This is a genomic window from Mesobacillus campisalis, assembly GCF_000986785.1.
GTDB lineage: Bacteria > Bacillota > Bacilli > Bacillales > Cytobacillaceae > Mesobacillus_B > Mesobacillus_B campisalis.
Map to the genome: position 1 here is coordinate 1 of NZ_LAYY01000069.1, position 1,316 is coordinate 1,316.

The 1,316-nt window shown below is 47.8% G+C and carries 2 protein-coding genes and 1 pseudogene; all 3 read left to right on the top strand.

The genetic code is table 11. The features are described 5' to 3' along the window. A pseudogene (locus WQ57_RS26920) lies at nt 1–276 on the top strand (hypothetical protein); the annotation flags it as partial. Between the two features lie 90 nt (nt 277–366). Further along, nucleotides 367–651, top strand: a complete 285-nt coding sequence (gene yqfC / locus WQ57_RS22395; RefSeq protein ID WP_046525902.1) for a sporulation protein YqfC — start codon at nt 367–369, stop codon at nt 649–651. A 15-nt stretch (nt 652–666) separates the two neighbouring features. Beyond that, on the top strand, nt 667–1,316 hold a 650-nt coding region (locus WQ57_RS22400; RefSeq protein ID WP_046525903.1), incomplete at its 3' end, for a sporulation protein YqfD.

A 1,316-nucleotide genomic window follows, 5' to 3' on the forward strand; every position in this document is an offset into this window, starting at 1 on the left:
GAAAAAAAGGCTGAACGTACGGCTGCAAGCATCCCTCAGCTGACGGATGTCCAGAAAATTTATGAAGATAAAAGACGGGAAATGATGGAATCCGCGAGGCATGAACCTCGTACCGTAAGCGGGGGCCCTGCTTCGGCCCAGGCTGGCAACGAGGAAAAGCCTGTTACTCTGGACCTGAATCCCGATGGCAACCGCCTGATTGAAGGAATTGCCTGGGCTCAGGTTCTGGGGCCGCCAAGAGCGCGGGATCCCCACCGGACGATGAGGCGAAGATAAGCTTGTCCATCCCGGATCGATCCTGTTAAAAAGATGTGCTAGAACCCCTTTTCAGCTCATACATATGAGTTGAAAGGGGGTTCTTTTTTTATGGCAAAGAAATGGAGCCAGCTTATTCGAAATTGGATGACCCAAAAAATGGACCTTCCACCTGATGTCATGATGGATCTCCCCCGTATCACCATGATTGGACAAATCCATATCTATATTGAAAACCACCGCGGTTTACTGGCTTTCTCCGACAAAGAACTGAGGCTGCTCCTGAAACAGGGCCAGCTGCTGGTGAAGGGGAAGGCGTTTGTCATTAAAACCATTCTCCCGGAAGAGATACTGCTTGAAGGGAAAATCGACCAGGTGATATATATCAATGAATGATTCAGGAGGAAGCTCATGAAAAATCAATGGATCAATTTGTTTGCGGGAACTCTCCGTGTCAAAGTAACCGGAAAGGGAATCGAGCGTTTTTTGAACCAGCTGACGCGAAGTGGAATCCTGATCTGGAATGTGAAAAGGCATGGTACCGAAGCAGTGACATTTCAAATAAATGTGCAGGATGCTAAAAAATTGCGGGTCCCTGCAAGGTCCAGCCAGTGTAAAATCCGCTTTATCGAGAGGGCTGGGGGCCCTTTCTTTTTACGCAGAATTTGGACAAACAGCGGTTTTCTCGTTGGTGCGGCTGCATTTCTCATCATCCTCATGTTTTTGTCCAATATGGTTTGGGGAATTGAAATAAGAGGGGCCAGCCCAGCGATCGAGCATCAAATCCGCAAAGAATTGGCCGATATGGGCGTGAAACATGGGAGCCTCCAGTTCACGATTAAAAATGTCGATCTCCTCCAACGTGACCTGACGGATAAAGTGAAGGAAATAACCTGGGTAGGTGTGGAATTAAGGGGGACAACCTACCATTTCCAGGTTGTAGAAAAGGAAGAGCCTGAAAAACAGCAAGCATATACCCCTCAGCATCTCGTAGCTGCAAAGAAGGCGACTATTGTAAAAATGTTCGTTGAGGAAGGCGAATCAATGAGATCGGAAGAGCA

Coding starts and splice junctions, on each gene's coding strand:
- yqfC (WP_046525902.1), top strand. CDS start 367: ATGGCAAAGAAATGGAGCCAGCTTATTCGAAATTGGATGACCCAAAAA.